Below are 17,733 nucleotides of genomic sequence, written 5' to 3'. Positions count from 1 at the left end.
GAGCCTCGCGGGGTGGAGCGTTCGACGGCGGCGCTCGGTCAGCGCGGCAGGCCGAGCAGGACGCGGTCGCAGGCTTCGATGAGCCTGGCCCGCAACGCCTGACCGCGCGCAGAGAAGCCGCGCTGCTCGGCGGCATACTGCGCCTTGCCCTCGGCTGTCTCGATGCGCACCGGCTCGTAGCCGAGCTCGCGCAGGTCGTAGGGCGCGGCCCGCATGTCGAGCGAGCGGATGTCGCGGGCGAGCTCGAAGCAGTCCATGACGAGGTCGCTCGGCACGACGGGCACGAGCTTGTGCGCCCACTTGTAGAGGTCCATCCCCGCGTGCAGGCACCCCGGCTGCTCGAGCGACGGCTGGCTCTCGCGGGTCGGCGTGATCGCGTTGAGCGGTGCGGCGTCCGGTGTGAAGAAGCGGTAGGCGTCGAAGTGTGAGCAGGCCACCTGGTGTCCCTCGACGACCGCGTCGGTCCCCGCAGCACCGAGCCGCAGCGGCCAGCCCGAGTGGCGCACGTCGGCCGGGTCGAGGCGATAGACCATGGCCCACTCGTGCAGGCCGAAGCAGCCAAAGCGCCCCGGCCGCGTGGCCGTGCGCTCGAGCAGGTCGCGCACGAAGCGCAGCGTGTCGCCCCGCGCCTCCGAGAACGCCTCGACATCGACGCTGACGACATCGCCGTCGACCGCGTAGAAGCGCCAGTCCGCGTGCGGCACCCCCGCCGCCCCAGTCGTACCCGTCGCACCTTTCACCCCGGTCGCACCGGCCAGACCCACTCCTGCCCCCGGATGCCAGCGCCTCAGCTGGGCCGGCTTGAAGGAGTAGTAGGTGAAGAGGAAGTCCTCGACCGGGTGCCTCCGGTGGTCTCGCCGGCGAGCCAGGTGCGCCGCGGTGGCGGAGTCGACGCGCGCCTCGTGCGCCGCCGTCCGCTCCTGCCACTGCGACTCGGCCAGGATCTGCACCCCACGAGGGTAGGTGATCGGGGCGGCTCAACCCCACTGCGCGCCACCCCCGCGAGAGCAGGATGGCCTCATGGCATCGGAAGTCGAGCGGCCCACCCACGTCCTGCACCGCCTCACTTGCTACACCCCAGATCGCGAGTGGACCGAGGTGCCCGACGACGACCGTCTCGTGCAGGGCCTCGTGCCCAACGACCTGACGAGGCGGCCGCGTCCCTACAAGGGCTACGACGACGACCTGCGCCGCATCCTCCTGCCATCCGACCTCCCCGCTACCTCGGCGCCGGCGACCGAGGTGCTCGCCGGCACGGCACCTGTGGACCCGGCGCGTCTCGACCTCGCGGGCCTGGCCCGCCTGCTCTTCCTCTCGTCCGGCGTGACCCGCCGGACCTCGCGGCCCGACGGCGGGATCGCCCTCTTCCGGGCCGCGGGGTCCGCGGGCGGCCGCTTTCCGCTGGAGCTCTACGTCGCCGTGCCCCGCGGCGCCGCCGGAGACGGTCTCGAGGCGGGCCTGCACTGGTATGACCCCGAGGACCACGCGCTCGTCGCCGTCGGCCCGCCTCCCACCGGCGACGCGCTGACGGTCGTCGTCACGGGAGTCCCCTGGCGCACGGGCTGGCGCTACCGGGAGCGCGGCTTCCGCCACATCTACTGGGACGCCGGCACGATGCTCGCCCAGCTCCTCGCCCTGGCGGACTCGGCCGGCCTCACCGCCCGGCTCTTCACGACCTTCCCCGACGCCGAGGTGGCTGCGCTTGTCGGGGCCGACCGGATGCATGAGTTCCCGGTCGCCCTCGTCGCGCTCGGGCCTGGGCGTCCCGCCGTGCACCCCACCGGTGATGCCCTGCCGGGCCATCACGACGCCGACGGGCTCGAGTTCCCGCTCGTCACAGCCGCACAGCGTGCGGGGGAGCAGACCTCGCTCGGGCCCGAGCTCGAGCGCGGCGTGCCGGTGAGGCTCACGGCACCGGAGGGCGGTCCGAGCACCGACACCGTCGTCGCGAGCAAGGGCTCGATCCGGCGCCTCCACCCCGGTCGCTCCCTGCCGCGCCACGTCCTCGTCGACGCGATGTCGGTGTCACTGCGAGGGATTCACGTGCCGCACTGGATCGGCGTCAGCGCCGTCGACGACGTGCCCACGGGCGTCCACCTCTGGCCCGACGTGACGTCGCCGGCGCGCCCGCTCACCGAGCAGGCCGTCCGCGACGAGCTCTTCACCGCCTCGCTCGAGCAGGGGCTGGCGCGTGACGCCTCCTTCGTCGTCATGAGCGGCACCGACCTCGCCGCCCTCGACGACCATGCCTACCGGGAGGCCCAGCTGATGGCGGGCCTCGCCGAGGGCAGGCTCCACCTCATGGCGTATGCGTTGGGCGCGGCCGCGTCGGGCATGACCTTCCGCGACTCCGACCTCGCGGGCCTGCTCGGGCGCGACGTCGCCGGGTTGCTCTGGACCTGTGTTGGCGTGCCGGAGTACCGCACCCGCCCGAGCGGGCTGCCCGGCTCGCCCGCCGACGTCACCATCGTCTGGCCGCGCTGACCGCGCCGCCGCGCCGCCGCGCTGACCGGCGCCGTCCCGCACACCCACGCTGTCCCGCCGCCCGCGCCGACCCGCGCCACCGGTGGTCGTAGGGTGGGCGCGTGCGCATCGCGAGGTTCACGACCGGGGACGACCCGGCATACGGCATCGTCCAGGGCGACCCCGGCAGCGAGGTGATCACGCCGCTCGCGGGGGACCCGCTCTACATCGGTCTCCAGCCCTCCGGCGCCGACCCCGTGCTGCTCGAGGACGCGCGGCTGCTGGCACCCGTCATCCCGCGCTCCAAGGTCGTGGCGATCGGCAAGAACTACGCCGACCACGTCAAGGAGATGGGCGGCGAGGTGCCGGCCGAGCCGATGATGTTCTTCAAGCCCAACACGTCGGTCGTCGGCCCGTTCGACCCCGTCGTGCTGCCTGCCGGCAGCAGCGAGATCTCCTACGAGGGAGAGCTCGCCGTCGTCATCAAGACGATCACCAAGGGCGTCAAGGCCGCCAACGCCGCCGAGTGCATCTACGGCTACACCATCGCCAACGACGTGACGGCCCGCGACTGGCAGCGCACCGACGGCCAGTGGGCCCGCGCCAAGGGCTTCGACACGAGCTGCCCGCTGGGCCCGTGGATCGAGACCGACCTCGACCCGAGCGACCTCTCGATCGTCACGACGCTCGACGGCGAGGTGAAGCAGGACGGCACGACGGCCGACATGATCCACGGCATCGCCGCCATCATCGAGCACGCGTCAGCGGCCTTCACCCTGCTGCCCGGTGACGTCATCCTCACCGGCACCCCGGCCGGCGTTGGGCTCGTCGAGGCCGGCCAGCAGGTCACCGTCGAGATCGCCGGCATCGGGTCGCTGACCAACACCTTCGTGCGTCGCTGAGCCTGCGGGCTCCTACTAGGCTGTGCGCACCATGAGCGACAACAGCCCCACCTCCGGTATGCCGTCAACTCCCGTCCCCGACGCTCCTGCGGGCGCGCTCGACGCCAGCTCCAGTGAGCAGGTGGAGGTCCGCGGGCCGGAGACCGCGCGCGTCTCGACGTCCGACGGCTCGGGTCCGGTGCGTGTGCGCGTCGCGCCGTCGCCGACCGGCGACCCGCACGTCGGCACGGCCTACATGTCGCTCTTCAACCTCGCCTACGTGCGCCAGCAGGGCGGGCAGTTCGTCCTCCGGGTCGAGGACACCGACCGCGCGCGCTTCCGTGCCGACAGCGAGGCGCAGCTCTACGACATGCTGGGCTGGCTCGGGCTGCACTGGGACGAGGGCCCCGACATCGGCGGGCCGTTCGCGCCCTACCGCCAGTCCGAGCGCCTCGACACCTACCGCCCCTACGTCGACCGTCTCCTCGAGTCGGGCCACGCCTACAACTGCTGGTGCTCCAAGGAGCGCCTCGACCAGATGCGCGAGATCCAGCAGAAGACGAAGCAGCCCACCGGCTACGACCGGCTCTGCGTCGGCAAGACCCGCGAGGAGCGTGCCGCGCTGCCCGGCTTCAGCGAGACGCCGGTCGTGCGCATGCTCATCCCCGACGACGCGCCGCTCGTCTTCGACGACGTCATCCGCGGCAAGGTCTCGGCGCCGCGACCCGACGACCAGGTCATCCTCAAGGCCGACGGCTTCCCGACCTACCACCTGGCCGTGGTCGTCGACGACCACCTCATGGGGATCACCCACGTCGTGCGCGGCGAGGAGTGGATCAGCTCCACGCCGAAGCACGTCCTGCTCTACGACTGGCTCGGGCTCGAGCCGCCGGCGTTCGCCCACATGCCGCTGCTGCGCAACACCGACAAGTCCAAGATCTCCAAGCGCAAGAACCCCGCCGCGCGTCTGACGTGGTTCCGCGAGCAGGGCTACCTGCCCGAGGCGCTCGTCAACTTCCTTGCGCTGCTGGCCTATCCGCCGCAGCAGGACGCGGACGGCGCCGACGTCGAGGTCTTCACCTTCGACGACTTCAGCCGCACCTTCGACTGGGCCAAGGTCAACCCGATCGGCCCGATCTTCGACCTCAAGAAGCTCGACTGGCTCAACGGCGTCTACATCCGCTCCCTCGACGTCGGCGAGTTCGCCAGCCGGCTGCTGCCCTACCTCATCGCCGACGGCGTGCTCGGCGAGACCCAGTCGTTGGGCGAGCTGGCGCGGCTCAAGGCCGTCGCGGAGCTCATCCAGACCCGCATGGTGCTGCTCACCGAGGCGCCGGCGCTCGTGCGCCCGTTCTTCATCGCCGACGACCACCTCGTCATCGACGACGACGCCCGCGCCCAGCTCAAGGACGACTCGGGCCAGGTGCTCGACGCCGCGCTCCGCGTGCTGGGCGACCTCGACGACCACGGCACCGGCTTGCTCGGCACGGGCGGCGCCTGGAACGCCGCGACCATCGAGGCGGCGCTCCGCGAGGCCATCGTCGACGGCCTCGGGATCAAGCCCCGCTTCGCCTTCGGTCCGCTGCGCACCGCGGTCTCAGGGGCTCGCATCTCGCCGCCGCTCTTCGAGTCGATGGAGATCCTCGGCAAGACCTCGACGCTCTCGCGGCTGCGATCGCTGCGCGACTCGCTCTGACGGAGGCCAGGTGCACCTCGTCGACGTGTGGCCGCTCCACTCCCTGCGGCTGGCGACCGCCGACCTGGAGCTGCGCCCGACCACCGAGGCCGAGCTGCCCGACCTGTGCTCGATCCTGCCCCCCGACCTCGAGGCCGACCCGTCGGCCACGCGCTATGCCGGTCTCGACGGCCGGGCCAACCAGCGCGCGATCCTCGCCCAGTCCTACTGGCGGGCGATGGGCACGTGGTCGCCGCACGACTGGGTGCTGCCCTTTGCGGTGCGGCACGGCGGCGAGCTCGTCGGCATGCAGGCGCTCGAGGGCCCGGACTGGACCTCCGAGCGCACGGTCGACTCGTGGTCGTGGCTGGCCGTCGGCGCGCGTGGGCAGGGGTGGGGCAAGCAGATGCGGGCCGCCGTGCTCGCGCTCGCCTTCGGGCCGCTCGGGGCCCGCGCCGCGATCAGCTCGGCCGTCGTCGACAACCACTCGTCGCTGGGCGTCTCGCGCTCCCTCGGCTACCGCGACACCCACCGCTCCGTGCTCGAGCACTCGGGCCAGTCGCTGCTCCACGTCCGCCTCGAGAGCGCCGACTGGCAAACCTCGGGCATCGCCGACGGCATCGCCGTCACCGGCATGGACCGGGCGTCGCTGGCACTCTTCGGGGTGGAGGGCGACGCGTGAGCACGCTCGGTCTCGGGAGCCAGCCGGACGGCATACCGGAGCGTCGTGGTGCCGGCGCAGCCGTGGAGCGCCAGCTCGAGGGGGCGCGAGCGCTGCTGCTCGACGTCGACGACACCATCGTCGACACCGAGGGGGCCATGGTGGAGGCCGGCACGCAGGCTGCGGCGGCGGTGTGGCCGGAGCGTCGGCCGGGGGAGCACCGAGCGATGGCGCAGCGCTACTACGACGACCCCGAGCGCTGGTTTCCCCGGTATGCCGCGGGCGACGTGGGCTTCGATGCCATGCGGGTGGGGCGCCTGGGGGAGGTCGCCCACGCCCTGGGGCTCGACCTCCCGGAGGGGGCGCACCGACGCTACGAGGAGGCGTACGGGCCGGCCTTCCGGGCGGCTCAACGGCTCTTCCCCGACGTGCCCGGCCTGCTCGACGAGGCGGGCCGGCGGGGGCTGCCGGTCGCGTTGCTCACCAACTCGGCGCACGCCCCGACTAGGGTCAAGCTCGAGGCCCTGGGTCTCGTCGAGCGCTTCGAGGTCGTCGTCACGACCGACACGCTCGGCTTCGGCAAGCCCGACCCGCGGGTCTACCGCGAGGCGTGCCGGCAGGTGGGCGCCCATCCCGGCGACGTCGTCTGCGTCGGAGACAGCCTCGAGTGGGACGTGCTCGGCGCCCTCGACGCCGGCCTGCGCGCGATCTGGCTGGACCGAGCGGGGGTGGGCACCGACCACCCGGTGGCCACGGTGCGGGGCCTGACGGAGGTCGCCGATGCCCTCACGAGCCGATTTGGGCGCGCGCGCAGGGACCGGTAGTATTCCTCTTCGGTTCACAACGCAGAAGGCCGCGAGGCGCGCTCGGAGTGAAACCCCTTGGGGTATGGTGTAATTGGCAACACTACGGTTTCTGGTTCCGTCATTCTAGGTTCGAGTCCTGGTACCCCAGCTTTGGTTCAACCCTGTTGGGCCGATTCGAAGAAACGATGCCTTCACGGTATGGTTCCTTCTCGTGCCGAGTCCGCTCGGTTCGCGCGTGGCCCCGTTGTGTAGCGGCCTAGCACGCCGCCCTCTCAAGGCGGTAGCGCGGGTTCGAATCCCGTCGGGGCTACCACGTCGCAAGGCCCGGATCCTCCTGAGGATCCGGGCCTTTGCTCATGTCCAGCCTTGCGGGATGCTCAGACGCGACGCCCTCTCCGCCCGTATGCTCTGCCGCAGTGCGGCCAGCGGTGGGCCCGGGGACGAAGGATCTCGCATGTCGGTGGCGGTGGAGTCCGAGCAGACACCAGAGCGGGAGCTTCCTTCCGAGTCTGGCGAGAGGGTCAAGCCGGCCTGGCGAGGCTGGCGTCCGCTCCTCGGCCGCCCGCTCCGGGTCTTCGAGCCGTCCTTCTCCGGCACCGGACTGACCATGGCGGCGTGGTTCTTCGCGCTGTCGCTCGTCCCGTCCCTGCTGCCGCGCTCCGGCATGGTGCAGGGCGTCGTGTCGGGGGTGACGGTCATCATCGGCTACGCCTTCGGTGCGGCCTGCCAGGCGATCTGGGAGTTCCTCGGCATCCCCAAGCCGCGCGGACGGGTCCGCACGGTGCTCATCTGGATCACCGTCGGGCTCGGCATCTGGGCCGCGGTCTTCACCGGATGGCGCATGGTCGGCTGGCAGAACGAGCTGCGCAGCCTCTACGGCATGGAGCCCACCTCGCCGACGATCTGGCCGACGATCCTGGCCCTGACCCTGGTCGTCGCTGCCCTGCTGCTCGTCATCGGCCGCAGCCTCCGGCTGCTCTTCCGCACCGTCGTGCGGTGGCTCGACCGGGCCCTGCCGCGGCGCGTGGCGGTGCTCATCGGCACGGTGGCGCTGCTCGTGCTCGCCTGGGCGCTCTTCACCGGAGTGCTTGTCAACGGCTTCTTCGCCGCGGCCAACAGCATCTTCTCCACCCGCGACACCCTCATCGCCGAGGACATGCGCCAGCCCCAGACCGACCAGCGTTCCGGAGCCCCGCAGGCGCTTTCGTCGTGGGAGGTGCTCGGCCGCCAGGGCCGCTACTTCGTCGGGGGCGGTCCGACCGTCGCCGAGCTCGACGCCGCCAACGGTGGCGGGGCCAAGGAGCCCATCCGCGTCTACGTCGGCCTGCAGAGCGCCGACTCGGCCCAGGGCCGCGCCGACCTGCTCCTTGAGGAGCTCAAGCGCACGGGCGCCTTCGACCGCAAGGTCCTCGTCGTGGCGACGACCACCGGGACCGGCTTCCTCGACGCCAACGGTGTCGACCCGCTGGAGTTCGCCTGGAACGGCGACACGGCCATCGCTGGAGTGCAGTACTCCTACCTGCCGAGCTGGATCTCGCTGCTGGCCGACCAGGACGCCGTGAAGGAGACCTCACGCGTCACCTTCGACACCGTGCACCAGTACTGGTCGAGCCTGCCGGAGGCCAGCCGTCCCCAGCTCTACCTCTACGGGCTGTCGCTCGGCTCCTTCGGGGTCGAGAGCATCCTGTCGCAGATCAACATCATCAACGAGCCGATCGACGGCGCCCTCATGGTCGGTCCGCCCTTCGTCAACGAGCTGCACGGCACCCTGACGGCGCAGCGCGACCCCGGCAGCCCGGCCTGGCTGCCGATCTACGAGCAGGGGCGCACGGTGCGCTTCACCGCGGAGCAGAACGGCCTGGACCGCACGACCGGCTCCTGGGGCCCGACGCGCATCGTCTACCTCCAACATGCGAGCGACCCCATCGTGTTCTTCAACCAGAGCCTCGCCTTCACCGAGCCCGAGTGGCTGGCGGATGGTCAGCGGGGCCCGGACGTCTCGCCGCGGATGGGCTGGTTCCCCGTCGTCACGATGTGGCAGGTGCTGCTCGACCTGCCCGGCGCGGGCAGCATCCCGATGGGCTTCGGACACCTCTACTCGGCCAAGGCGAACCTCGAGTCGTGGGTGGCCGTGACCGACCCTCCCGGATGGAGCGCCGAGAAGACCCAGCGTCTCGCGACGATCCTGCAGGCGCGCCCTTACAAGGACACCTGACGAGATCGGGGCCGCGGTCCGCGGTCCGAGCGGCGTGCGGGCCAGCCGTCAGGACCGCAGGCGCTCGGAGGTCGGGTCGAAGCGCTGGGCGCTCAGCGACTCCTGGGCCACCCGCCGCAGTGCGATGACGACGGGGTCGGTGAGCACGTTGCCGACGATGGCGTGTCGCAAGGCATCGCCGGGCGACATGGCGGCGAGCTCAGGCGCGACGTCGGCGTCGGCGACCCGGGTCATCGCGGCATACCAGCTCATCAGGGTGGCGTCGGTCAGGGGCCAGCCGGCCTCCTCGGCGGCCGAGAGCGCCTGGGCGAGCTGGGTGCTGGCGGGGGAGTCGACGCAGTCGGGCAGGCCGAGCGCGGCAAGGTGCGCCGTCACGGCCTCGGAGGGTGGTGGCGCGCCCGTCTGGCGGAGCACGTCGTGGGCCGTGCCGAGCAGCTGGTGCCGGCCCTCGGGGGGATGGTCGAGAGCCGTGACGACCTCGCGCACCCGGTCGATCGAGAGGCGTCCGACGTCGATGAGGGTGCGCACGAGCCGGACCCGCTCGAGGTGCGACGCGTCGTAGTCGGCGCGCGTCGCGCCTCGCGCCTCGCCGGCGTGGAGCAGGCCTTCGCGCAGGTAGTACTTGAGCGTCGCGATGCTCACGCCCGTCGCCTCGGCGAGCTCTGAGATCCGCACGGCACCTCCTTGGGGTTGACATTGGATAGTATTGCTGTCCAACATTGGATAGGCAAACTATCCACGGAGGTCAGCGTGTCAGCTCCCACCCCAGCCACACCCCATGCCACACCCCTTGCCGCACCGTCGGCGCCAACGTTCGTCCGCCAGAGCCACGACCACGACGGCGACCTCGCCGTCTTCCTCATCGGCATGCGCGTCAACCAGACCTGGCGCCCCGACCTGTGGCTGCCGGTCTTCGGCGCCATGCCGGGCATGCTCACCGAGCTGTATGCCGCGAAGGCGGCCGCCGCGCGTGGGGAGGGCCCGGACCTCGGCTTCCTCGACGGCCGCTCCCTGCTCGGTGCCGGCGGGCCGACCCTCGTGCAGCACTGGCGCAGCGTCGACGACATCTACGCGTACGCGAACGACCCCGACCACGAGCACCGCCCGGCGATGCGGGCCTTCTACGCGCGGTCGCGCCGGGCCACCCGGGCCGTCGGCATCTGGCACGAGACCTTCGCCGTGCCGGCGGGCGGGCACGAGAGCCTCTACGTCGCGATGCCCCCGACCGGCCTGGGCAAGGCCTTCGGGGTCACCTCCGACGTTCGACGGCGCCGGCACGCCCGGCTGGCCCGCGCCAGCTGACGCAGGACAGCCGATGCGGGACAACCGGTGCGCTCGGCGCCGTCAGCCCTGGCCCTGGTCGCTCGTCGCGCCCCGGCCCGTGACGGACTGGAGGCGGTCGATGTGCTCGGAGGCCTCGGCCTTGGTCAGGTCGCCGGGCAGCGTCTCGCCGGCCTCGCGGGCCAGGGTCTCGAGGTAACTGCGCTGCGCGCCGGTCATCGCCTCGTCGCCGGTCACCCAGTCGTCGGGGTCCTTGATCGTGTTGCTGCCGTCGGCCGGGGCTGTTGCGCCGATGACATCGACGTCGCGGTCATTCGAAGGTGTGTTCGACTCAGTCATGCCGATCACCTACCCAGAGCGGCCGCTCGCCCACCAGCCGGGAGACGGGCGTCCTCCGGGCCTCGCGCCTCAGCCGAGCTCGCGCAACCCGGGCAGCACGTCGGACGAGAACTGGTCGAGGAAGCGCCCCTGGTCGTGACCCGGCGCGTGGAAGACGATGTGGTTGAAACCCCAGTCGACGTACTCCCGCACCGCCTCGACAGCCTCTGCCGGGTCGCTCGTGACGATCCACCGCTTGGCGATCTGCTCGTCGGTCAGCTCGTCGGCGAGGCGTTCCATCTCGACCGGGTCGTCGACGCCGTGCTTCTGCTCGGCGCTCAGCGACAGCGGCGCCCAGAAGCGCACGTTGTGCAGTGCCTGCTCGGGGTCGCGGTCGTAGGAGAGCTTGATCTCGATCATCCGGTCGATGTCGTCGCGGGTGCGTCCCGACTTGGCCAGCCCCTCGTCGACCGCGGGGAGCAGCTTGTCCTCGTAGAGCTCGCGACCCTTCCCGGAGGTGCAGATGAAGCCGTCACCCGACCGGCCGGCATACCGCGCGACGAGCGGCCCGCCGGCGGCGACGTAGACGGGCACGGGCACCTCGGGGCGGTCATAGACCGTCGCGGCGTGCGTGCGGTAGTAGTCGCCCTCGAACTCGACGCGCTCCTCGGTCCACAGCCGACGCATCAACGTGACGGCCTCACGCAGCCGCGCGAAGCGCTCCTTGAACTCCGGCCACGGCGAGCCCGCGGCTCCGACGGCCACCTCGTTGAGCGCCTCACCCGTGCCGATGCCGAGGACGATGCGCCCGGGGTGGAGCGCGCCGAGGGTGCCGAACGCTTGGGCGACGACCGCCGGGTTGTAGCGGAAGGTCGGGGTCATCACGGACGTACCGAGCACGACGCGCTCGGTGCGCTCGCCCGCCGCAGCCAGCCACGACATCGCGAAGGGAGCGTGGCCTCCCTCGTGGCGCCACGGCTGGAAATGGTCGGAGATCAAGACCGAGTCGAGCCCGCTCTCCTCGGCCTGCACGGCATACGTGACGAGGTCGCGGGGGCCGAACTGCTCCGCTGACGCCTTCCAACCGACCTTGAGCACGGTGCCTCCTGTGGTGACCTGGGTGTCCGGCCAGCCTACGACCGCGCGGTCGCGCCGTGGCGGGGCACCCGACGGGGGCGTATGCCGTCCGGCCGGGTGCCCGTCAGTCGCTCACCAGTGCACGACGACCTTGTCGCCGATGCGTGCCTCGTTGTAGAGTTGGATCAGCAGCGGCTTGTTGCGCACGTTGACGCAGCCGTGCGAGGCGCCGGTGTAGCCGAGGCGGGCGAAGTTCGACGAGTAGTGCACAGCCTGGCCGCCGGAGAAGAACATCGAGTAGGGCATCGGCGTGTGGTAGAGGTTCGAGATGACGTCGACCTTCTTGAGGTAGACCGAGAAGACGCCCTCTCGGGTCGGCAGCTCGTCGCTGCCGAAGCGGACGTCGAAGCCGTACTGCGGCACGCCGTCGACGACCCAGGTGAGGCGCTTGGTCGACTTGCTGATGCACATCACCCGGCCGGTCAGGCACCGCTTGTCGACGTCCCAGGAGAACGCAGCCGGCTTGGGGTCGGCCTTGGGCTCGGGCGGCTTGGGCTTGACGTTGGCGAGCTCGTCGGCGGTGGGGCGCCGCGTCATCGCGATGACCTTGTCGTAGGTGCGCTCGTCGGCCTGACCCGTCACGGGGAAGCCGCGCTTGGCCTGGAAGCCGCGGACCGCAGCGGCGGTCTTGGTGCCGTAGCGGTCGGAGACGTCTCCGGAGAACCACCCGATCTGGCGCAGGCGGGACTGGAAGGCGCGCACCTTGGGGCCGGTGTCGCCCTGCTCGAGGATGATGACCGCCGGGGGTGCGGGCTTGACAGTGGGGCTCGGCTTGGCGGTCACGGGCTTGGGGTCGGCGACGACGGGCTGGGGGTCGGCCGTCGGGGGTTGCTCCGGCTCCGGCGTCAACGGCGCGGCCGTCGTCGTGGGCACGCCGGTGGGGGAGGCAGTGGTCGACGGAGAGGCGGGGGTCGTGGGCGGCGGGGTCTGCGACGACGGGACGATCTTCGTCGGGCTCGCTGTCACGCCGGCATCCGGTGAGCAGGCGGCTGCTGTCAGGGCGAGGGCGAGTGCCCCACCGATGACGATGCCTCGCCGTGCGCGGCCGTGTCGTTCGATCACCTGCTGCATGGTCTTTCCCCTGTCGACGCTGGTGCCGCTCCGGCACCGATCAGGCGTGGAGTCTCCGTTGACTGCACGCTCAACAGGGTGACGCGACGAGTGCCGCTGAGGTTGTCACCCCGGTGTCCTTCGGCGAGATCGTGACCGATCCGTTGCCTGGGACCTCAGGCGTTGTGCTGCTGCTGCTGTTGCTGCTGCATGGCGTGGTGGCGACGCAGCACCTCCGTCAGCTTGTTGGCCCCTGCCACGACCGTCGCCGCGTGCAGCCGACCGGGCTGGCGCGAGAGGCGCTCGATGGGGCCCGAGATCGAGACGGCGGCGACGACGCGGCCGGAGGGGCCGCGCACGGGTGCCGAGACCGAGGCGACTCCGGCCTCGCGCTCGGCGACGCTCTGGGCCCAGCCCCGGCGGCGCACCCCCGACAGGGCGGTCGCGGTGAAGGCCGCGCCCTGCAGCCCGCGGTGGAGACGGTCCGGCTCCTCCCAGGCGAGCAGCACCTGGGCCGCGGAGCCGGCCAGCATCGAGAGCGTCGCACCGACGGGGATGGAGTCGCGCAGGCCGACGGGCCGCTCGGCCGCGGCCACGCAGATGCGCTGGTCGCCCTGACGGCGGAAGAGCTGTGCGCTCTCGTTGGTGTGGTCGCGCAGGGCGCCGAGGACCGGACCTGCTGCCGCGAGCAGCCGGTCCTCGCCCGCGGCGGACGCGAGCTCACCGAGCCGCGGGCCGAGCACGAAGCGGCCCTGCATGTCGCGCGAGACGAGGCGGTGGTGCTCGAGGGCGACGGCGAGGCGGTGGGCCGTGGGTCGGGCCAGACCGGTGGCTCCGACGAGCTGCGCGAGGGTGGCCGGTCCGGCCTCCAGCGCGCCGAGCACCGTCGCTGCCTTGTCGAGTACGCCGACCCCTGAAGAGTTGTCCATGCACTGATATTGACGTCTCAGGCACTGAGACGTCAATCCATACGGCCCACAAAAGGTCCACGCTGACGGAAGAGCGACGTCGCGACCAGGTCCTCGGTGGCGCGCGCTCGCCCCGAGTCAGATGGCAGCCGGACGGCAGCACGAGCGGCACGAGCGGCACGAGCCGCGCGAGCGGAAGGTTTGAGATGGCAGGCACACTCGCCGAGAAAGTCTGGGACGCACACGTGGTGCGACGGGCCGAGGGGGAGCCGGACCTCCTCTACATCGACCTCCACCTCCTGCACGAGGTGACGAGCCCACAGGCGTTCGACGGCCTGCGCCTCGCTGGTCGGCCGGTGCGGCGCCCCGATCTCACGCTCGCGACCGAGGACCACAACGTCCCGACGACGCCGGGCCCGATCACCGACCCCGTGTCCAAGATCCAGGTCGAGACGCTGCGTCGCAACTGCGAGGAGTTCGGCGTCCGCCTCTATCCGATGGGTGACGCCGACCAGGGCATCGTCCACGTCGTCGGCCCGCAGCTGGGCCTCACGCAGCCCGGCATGACGGTCGTGTGCGGCGACAGCCACACCTCGACGCACGGCGCCTTCGGGGCGCTCGCCTTCGGCATCGGCACCTCCGAGGTCGAGCACGTGCTCGCCACTCAGACGTTGCCGCTCAAGCCCTTCCGCACGCTGGCCGTCAACGTGCGGGGCACGCTGCCCGACGGTGTGACGGCCAAGGACGTCGTGCTCGCCGTCATCGCCAAGATCGGCACCGGCGGTGGCCAGGGTTTCGTCATCGAGTATCGCGGCGACGCCATCGAGGCGCTGTCGATGGAGGCTCGCATGACGGTCTGCAACATGTCGATCGAGGCCGGCGCCCGCGCCGGCATGATCGCCCCCGACCAGACGACGTTCGACTACCTCCAAGGCCGCCCGCACGCACCGACGGGTGCCGACTGGGACGCCGCCGTCGCCGAGTGGACCGCCCTGCGCAGCGACGACGACGCGGTCTTCGACGAGGAGGTCGACCTCGACGCGAGTGAGCTGACCCCCTTCGTCACGTGGGGCACCAACCCCGGGCAGGGACTGCCGCTCTCGGACTCGGTGCCCGACCCCGAGTCCTTCGCCGACGAGGGCGACCGGCTCTCTGCCGCCAACGCGCTCGCCTACATGGGTCTGGAGGCGGGCACGCCGCTGCGCGACATCAGGGTCGACACGGTCTTCGTCGGCTCGTGCACCAACGGCCGCATCGAGGACCTGCGTGCCGCTGCGGCCGTCGTCAAGGGCCACCACGTCGCCGAGGGAGTGCGCATGCTCGTCGTGCCCGGCTCGGCGAAGGTGCGCCTGCAGGCCGAGGCCGAGGGGCTCGACGCCGTCTTCACCGAGGCCGGGGCGGAGTGGCGCCTGCCCGGGTGCTCGATGTGCCTCGGCATGAATCCCGACACCCTCGCCCCGGGTGAGCGCAGTGCCTCGACGTCCAACCGCAACTTCGAGGGCCGCCAGGGCAAGGGCGGTCGCACCCACCTCGTCAGCCCGCTCGTCGCGGCTGCCACGGCCATCCGCGGCACCCTGTCGAGCCCGTCCGACCTCGACGCCCCGCGCCCCGGCGAGCTGGCGTCCGCCACGACCGGAGAGGCCTGAGCCATGGATGCCTTCACCACCCACACCGGCGTCGGCGTGCCGTTGCGGCGCAGCAACGTCGACACCGACCAGATCATCCCGGCCGAGTACCTCAAGCGCGTCACGCGCACGGGCTTCGAGGACGGCCTCTTCGCTGCCTGGCGCAAGGACGAGTCGTTCGTCCTCAACAACCCGACGTATGCCGCTGGGTCCGTCCTCGTCGCCGGCCCCGACTTCGGCACGGGGTCGAGCCGGGAGCACGCGGTCTGGGCACTGATGAACTACGGCTTCCGGGTCGTCATCAGCTCGCGCTTCGCCGACATCTTCCGCGGCAACAGCGGCAAGCAGGGGCTGCTCACCGCGATCGTCGCGCAGGACGACGTCGAGCTGATCTGGAAGTACCTCGAGAACAACCCGGGTGCCGAGATCACGGTCGACCTCGTGTCGCGCACCGTCCAGGCCGGCGAGATCGTGGCGTCCTTCGAGATCGACGACTACACGCGCTGGCGGCTGCTCGAGGGTCTCGACGACATCGGACTCACCCTCCGACACGAGGACGAGGTGTCGAAGTTCGAGGCATCTCGACCGACGCACAAGCCGGTGACCACGCTCGCCTGAGGCGATCGACGACTCGGCTCGCAGTCTGCGAGCATTTTGGCGAATCCCACTGCGATGCAGTGGGATTCGTCGTTTACCGACCCGTCTGAGGGGGTGGCGACCCCTGCCTCGGCAGTCGCTGGCTGGCCGTCGGGGAGCGTCAAAGTGCTTGCGACACAACGAAAGCGACACAGAGCGGTGATGGACGCGCCTCCCGACTCGGCCTAACGTCAGGAGGTAGCCGGACGTGTTCCGGACGCATCCGTCGGGTTTTCTGGCACCGACAGTCCTCTGGAGGGGAAGACGTGAACAAGGCAGAACTGATCGACGCGCTCGAGACCAAGCTCGGCAGCAAGAAGGTGGCGTCGGACGCCCTCGAGGCCTTCCTCGACGTCGTGATCCGCGAGGTCGCCAAGGGCGGCAAGGTCGGCATCACCGGTTTCGGCACGTTCGAGCGTGCCGACCGCGCGGCTCGCACCGGGCGCAACCCGAAGACGGGGGCGACGGTGCGCATCAAGAAGACCCGCGTGCCCAAGTTCCGCTCGGGCACGAACTTCAAGGAGGTCGTGGCGGGGTCGAAGAAGCTTGCCAAGGACCAGCCCGCGGCGTCGCGGGCCTCCGCAGGCTCCTCCGCCCCGGTCAAGAAGACGGCCACCAAGGCCGCCCCTGCCAAGACGGCCGCGAAGAAGACGGCGACGAAGGCCGCGCCCGCCAAGACCGCCGTCCGCAAGACGACCGCGACGAAGGCCGCTCCGACCAAGACCGCCGTCAAGAAGACGGCGACCAAGGCCGCGCCCGCCAAGACCGCCGTCCGCAAGACGACCGCGACGAAGGCCGCCCCGGCCAAGACCGCCGTCAAGAAGACGGCGACCAAGGCAGCGCCCGCGAAGACCGCGGCCAAGACGACGGCACGCAAGACGACGGCGAAGAAGACGACGGGCCGCTGACGCAGCACAGCGACACGTCCACCCCCTCACGACGGGTCACGGACCGGTTCACCCCGGCTCGTGGCCCGTCGGGGCGTGCAGGCTCGGTGCCGGCGCGCGGCCGGTGTCACGGCACCTGCCTTCCTCGCGCCTGATCACGCCGGCGCGTCGGGCCGGGCATCCGAACCGGCTGTCGGCTCCCGGTGCCGACGGCGGCTCAGCGGATCCGCTGGTCGTGACCGATGCCGACGATCCGCATCGAGACGACGAGGTCGTCGACGACCTCGACCGTGAGTCGCTGGCCGCTGCGCAGCAGCCGCAGGCCACTGGCATCGAAGGCGTGCGCGTCGAAGGACAGCTGCACGCCGTCATCGCGCAGCACGCTGCCCGTGCGGGTCTCGGGGTCGAAGGTGTGCACGCTGGCCTGCATGGCTCTGATCCAACCAGATGCCCGGTCGCCCAGCAGCGCCCGCGTGCGAGGGCCGAGGCCGAGCCGGTGAGCCGCGGCGAGGCTCGTCGCGTCGTCGACGTCGGTCCGCAGGCGGGGCAGGTCGAGCTCGAGACGCGCCGCGCCGTCAGACTCGTGGCGGGCCGCACTGTGCGGTCCGAAGCGCGGCTCGAAGCCGGCGCCGCACCGCAACACCGTGCCGTCGCCTGCAGCGTCGGGCACGAACGAATCGCCCTTCAGCAGAGCCGCACCCAGCGCTTCGGCCAGGTCTTGCGGTCGCATCGCGGGCACGTCGCCGAGGAGCGCGGCTGTCAGCCGGCCCCGGGGAGTCGACGACTGCCCGGCGCGCAGCGCTGCGTTGAGCCCGGATCCCGGGTCCTCGACGACGACGACACCGCTGGCTCGCCACGTCGTGCGCACGCCGCGGTCGGAGGTCACCACGACGACGCGACCCGGACCCACCGTCGCGACGGCCGCCGCGATGGTGTCGTCGGCGATGGCCCTAGACAGGAGTGCCCGGTCCTCGCCGACAGCGGGCCCGAGGCGGGACTTGCCCTCGGCCGTCTGCTTGACGGGGATGACGACGTGCCACGGGTGGTCGGAGCCCAGGAACGGGGCGGGGGAGCGCTCCTGCTGACGCGGCATACCGGGTGCACTCGGCGCGCTCGGTGTGGCCGCTGGCTGCGACGCACCCGAGGGGTGTCCGGATGCCGGCTCACGGGGGAAATGGCTCATGCTGGCG

The 17,733-nt window shown here is 71.4% G+C and carries 17 protein-coding genes and 2 tRNA genes; 12 read left to right on the top strand and 7 right to left on the bottom strand.

Annotation, left to right across the window (positions count from 1 at the left end):
- Nucleotides 1-38: 38 nt before the first annotated feature.
- Complete coding sequence (locus tag LG278_RS14510) at nucleotides 39-950, bottom strand: 3-methyladenine DNA glycosylase (protein WP_404387958.1); 912 nt, start codon at nucleotides 948-950, stop codon at nucleotides 39-41.
- Between the two features lie 70 nt (nucleotides 951-1,020).
- On the opposite strand from LG278_RS14510, the gene LG278_RS14505 reads away from it, so the two are divergent.
- The 8 genes from LG278_RS14505 to LG278_RS14470 all read left to right on the top strand — a co-directional run bounded on the left by LG278_RS14505 (nucleotide 1,021) and on the right by LG278_RS14470 (nucleotide 8,701).
- The gene (locus tag LG278_RS14505) at nucleotides 1,021-2,484 is read left to right on the top strand and encodes a SagB/ThcOx family dehydrogenase (protein WP_404387956.1); all 1,464 of its coding nucleotides are present in this window, start codon (nucleotides 1,021-1,023) and stop codon (nucleotides 2,482-2,484) included.
- Between the two features lie 101 nt (nucleotides 2,485-2,585).
- Complete coding sequence (locus tag LG278_RS14500; RefSeq protein WP_404387955.1) at nucleotides 2,586-3,365, top strand: fumarylacetoacetate hydrolase family protein; 780 nt, start codon at nucleotides 2,586-2,588, stop codon at nucleotides 3,363-3,365.
- A 235-nt stretch (nucleotides 3,366-3,600) separates the two neighbouring features.
- Entirely contained in the window at nucleotides 3,601-5,040 is a 1,440-nt protein-coding gene (gene gltX, locus LG278_RS14495; RefSeq protein ID WP_404393664.1) for a glutamate--tRNA ligase, read from the top strand.
- Between the two features lie 10 nt (nucleotides 5,041-5,050).
- The gene (locus LG278_RS14490; protein ID WP_404387954.1) at nucleotides 5,051-5,701 is read left to right on the top strand and encodes a GNAT family N-acetyltransferase; all 651 of its coding nucleotides are present in this window, start codon (nucleotides 5,051-5,053) and stop codon (nucleotides 5,699-5,701) included.
- Nucleotides 5,698-6,504: an HAD family hydrolase gene (locus LG278_RS14485; protein WP_404387952.1), complete on the top strand. Its 807-nt coding sequence runs from the start codon at nucleotides 5,698-5,700 to the stop codon at nucleotides 6,502-6,504. Before LG278_RS14490 ends, LG278_RS14485 begins: the two co-directional genes overlap by 4 nt.
- 58 nt (nucleotides 6,505-6,562) lie before the next feature.
- Nucleotides 6,563-6,634: transfer RNA gene (locus LG278_RS14480), tRNA-Gln, on the top strand.
- Between the two features lie 89 nt (nucleotides 6,635-6,723).
- Nucleotides 6,724-6,799 (top strand) — tRNA-Glu (locus tag LG278_RS14475).
- A gap of 141 nt (nucleotides 6,800-6,940) precedes the next feature.
- Complete coding sequence (locus LG278_RS14470) at nucleotides 6,941-8,701, top strand: alpha/beta hydrolase (RefSeq protein ID WP_404387950.1); 1,761 nt, start codon at nucleotides 6,941-6,943, stop codon at nucleotides 8,699-8,701.
- 48 nt (nucleotides 8,702-8,749) lie between these two features.
- On the opposite strand, the gene LG278_RS14465 is transcribed toward LG278_RS14470, so the two are convergent.
- The gene (locus tag LG278_RS14465; protein ID WP_404387948.1) at nucleotides 8,750-9,376 is read right to left on the bottom strand and encodes a MerR family transcriptional regulator; all 627 of its coding nucleotides are present in this window, start codon (nucleotides 9,374-9,376) and stop codon (nucleotides 8,750-8,752) included.
- A gap of 75 nt (nucleotides 9,377-9,451) precedes the next feature.
- On the opposite strand from LG278_RS14465, the gene LG278_RS14460 reads away from it, so the two are divergent.
- Entirely contained in the window at nucleotides 9,452-10,003 is a 552-nt protein-coding gene (locus LG278_RS14460; RefSeq protein ID WP_404387947.1) for a DUF4188 domain-containing protein, read from the top strand.
- Nucleotides 10,004-10,045: 42 nt separating this feature from the next.
- Here LG278_RS14460 and LG278_RS14455 read toward each other — a convergent pair whose 3' ends face one another.
- The 4 genes from LG278_RS14455 to LG278_RS14440 all read right to left on the bottom strand — a co-directional run bounded on the left by LG278_RS14455 (nucleotide 10,046) and on the right by LG278_RS14440 (nucleotide 13,416).
- Nucleotides 10,046-10,321: a DUF3072 domain-containing protein gene (locus LG278_RS14455; RefSeq protein ID WP_404387945.1), complete on the bottom strand. Its 276-nt coding sequence runs from the start codon at nucleotides 10,319-10,321 to the stop codon at nucleotides 10,046-10,048.
- A 69-nt stretch (nucleotides 10,322-10,390) separates the two neighbouring features.
- Complete coding sequence (gene fgd / locus LG278_RS14450) at nucleotides 10,391-11,398, bottom strand: glucose-6-phosphate dehydrogenase (coenzyme-F420) (RefSeq protein ID WP_404387943.1); 1,008 nt, start codon at nucleotides 11,396-11,398, stop codon at nucleotides 10,391-10,393.
- A gap of 111 nt (nucleotides 11,399-11,509) precedes the next feature.
- Nucleotides 11,510-12,499 carry a peptidoglycan-binding protein gene (locus tag LG278_RS14445; RefSeq protein WP_404387941.1) on the bottom strand — a complete coding sequence of 330 codons (990 nt, stop codon included), beginning with the start codon at nucleotides 12,497-12,499 and terminating at the stop codon, nucleotides 11,510-11,512.
- Between the two features lie 164 nt (nucleotides 12,500-12,663).
- Complete coding sequence (locus tag LG278_RS14440; protein ID WP_020142814.1) at nucleotides 12,664-13,416, bottom strand: IclR family transcriptional regulator; 753 nt, start codon at nucleotides 13,414-13,416, stop codon at nucleotides 12,664-12,666.
- A 185-nt stretch (nucleotides 13,417-13,601) separates the two neighbouring features.
- Between LG278_RS14440 and leuC the strand changes: the two genes are divergently transcribed.
- The 3 genes from leuC to LG278_RS14425 all read left to right on the top strand — a co-directional run bounded on the left by leuC (nucleotide 13,602) and on the right by LG278_RS14425 (nucleotide 16,564).
- On the top strand, nucleotides 13,602-15,041 hold the full coding sequence (gene leuC / locus LG278_RS14435; protein ID WP_404387938.1) for a 3-isopropylmalate dehydratase large subunit: 1,440 nt from the start codon (nucleotides 13,602-13,604) through the stop codon (nucleotides 15,039-15,041).
- A 3-nt stretch (nucleotides 15,042-15,044) separates the two neighbouring features.
- A complete protein-coding gene (leuD, locus tag LG278_RS14430; protein WP_404387936.1) occupies nucleotides 15,045-15,638 on the top strand; it encodes a 3-isopropylmalate dehydratase small subunit in 594 nt (197 codons plus the stop codon).
- A gap of 284 nt (nucleotides 15,639-15,922) precedes the next feature.
- Nucleotides 15,923-16,564 (top strand): HU family DNA-binding protein, encoded by a 642-nt coding sequence (locus LG278_RS14425; RefSeq protein ID WP_404387934.1) that lies wholly within the window; start codon nucleotides 15,923-15,925, stop codon nucleotides 16,562-16,564.
- A gap of 196 nt (nucleotides 16,565-16,760) precedes the next feature.
- Here the strand turns inward: LG278_RS14425 and cofC are convergent, their stop codons facing one another.
- A complete protein-coding gene (gene cofC, locus LG278_RS14420; RefSeq protein WP_404387932.1) occupies nucleotides 16,761-17,726 on the bottom strand; it encodes a 2-phospho-L-lactate guanylyltransferase in 966 nt (321 codons plus the stop codon).
- Nucleotides 17,727-17,733: the final 7 nt, after the last annotated feature.

This window comes from Humibacillus xanthopallidus (assembly GCF_044793955.1).
Classification (GTDB): Bacteria; Actinomycetota; Actinomycetes; order Actinomycetales; family Dermatophilaceae; genus Humibacillus; species Humibacillus xanthopallidus_C.
Note: the sequence above shows the minus strand (reverse complement) of the source record. Positions and strands in the feature narration are given on the sequence as shown.

Excerpts from the sequence above, each read along its gene's own strand:
- LG278_RS14505 (WP_404387956.1), top strand. The coding sequence starts at position 1,021 with ATGGCATCGGAAGTCGAGCGGCCCACCCACGTCCTGCACCGCCTCACT.
- gltX (WP_404393664.1), top strand. The coding sequence starts at position 3,601 with ATGTCGCTCTTCAACCTCGCCTACGTGCGCCAGCAGGGCGGGCAGTTC.
- LG278_RS14470 (WP_404387950.1), top strand. The coding sequence starts at position 6,941 with ATGTCGGTGGCGGTGGAGTCCGAGCAGACACCAGAGCGGGAGCTTCCT.
- LG278_RS14455 (WP_404387945.1), bottom strand. The coding sequence starts at position 10,321 with ATGACTGAGTCGAACACACCTTCGAATGACCGCGACGTCGATGTCATC.
- LG278_RS14440 (WP_020142814.1), bottom strand. The coding sequence starts at position 13,416 with ATGGACAACTCTTCAGGGGTCGGCGTACTCGACAAGGCAGCGACGGTG.
- leuC (WP_404387938.1), top strand. The coding sequence starts at position 13,602 with ATGGCAGGCACACTCGCCGAGAAAGTCTGGGACGCACACGTGGTGCGA.
- leuD (WP_404387936.1), top strand. The coding sequence starts at position 15,045 with ATGGATGCCTTCACCACCCACACCGGCGTCGGCGTGCCGTTGCGGCGC.
- cofC (WP_404387932.1), bottom strand. The coding sequence starts at position 17,726 with ATGAGCCATTTCCCCCGTGAGCCGGCATCCGGACACCCCTCGGGTGCG.